Annotated in this window: 1 pseudogene; it reads left to right on the top strand. The window is 40.2% G+C overall.

The window, feature by feature from the left end:
- A pseudogene (gene istA, locus FDX22_RS22605) lies at positions 1-614 on the top strand (IS21-like element IS712 family transposase); the annotation flags it as partial.

Raw genomic sequence — 614 nt, 5'->3', positions numbered from 1 at the left:
CAGTGGTGGACCATTCTAAAAGTCAATTCTCAAATGTTGTTTTCAATGAACGATTCAGGCAGTATGCAAAAGATGCTGGATTTAAACCCATTGCTTGTCGGCCATTCAGACCTCAAACCAAAGGTAAAGTAGAAGCGCTTGCGAGAACTGTTGACCGCCTGCTTGTCTTTAACAATGAGTTTGAAGACCTTGAAGAATTACAAGCACTGGTCCAACAATTGATGGAAGATTTGAATCATAAAGAAATCTCTCAAGCGATTGGAACCTCACCTTCTGAACGTCTTGACCAAGAGGCGTTGAATCTCAAGGCTTTTGATTTAGAGCTTCTCAAAGTTTATAGTCAATTGAGTGTTCCTTTGACTCGAAAAGTCTCTAAAGAGGCACTTGTGATCTTTGAAGGGCGTAAATATTCAGTGCCGGTTAAATATATTGGACAGACCGTAACCTGTGAAAAAGAACAAGAGGACCTTAAAGTCTATTGTGACCAACGCTTGATTGCTCGTCATCCTTTAAGCGACCGTCCCTTTAATTATCGCCGTGAAGATTACGTTGAAATTCTTAAATCAGATGTCTTCAAACATCTTGAAGAAGACGAACTAGAGGCTTATGTGGAT

It is taken from the genome of Citrobacter sp. TBCS-14, from assembly GCF_005280805.1.
GTDB lineage: Bacteria > Pseudomonadota > Gammaproteobacteria > Enterobacterales > Enterobacteriaceae > Citrobacter > Citrobacter gillenii.
The sequence above is the reverse complement of the archived record's forward strand: the minus strand, read 5'-3'. Positions and strand labels throughout refer to the sequence as shown.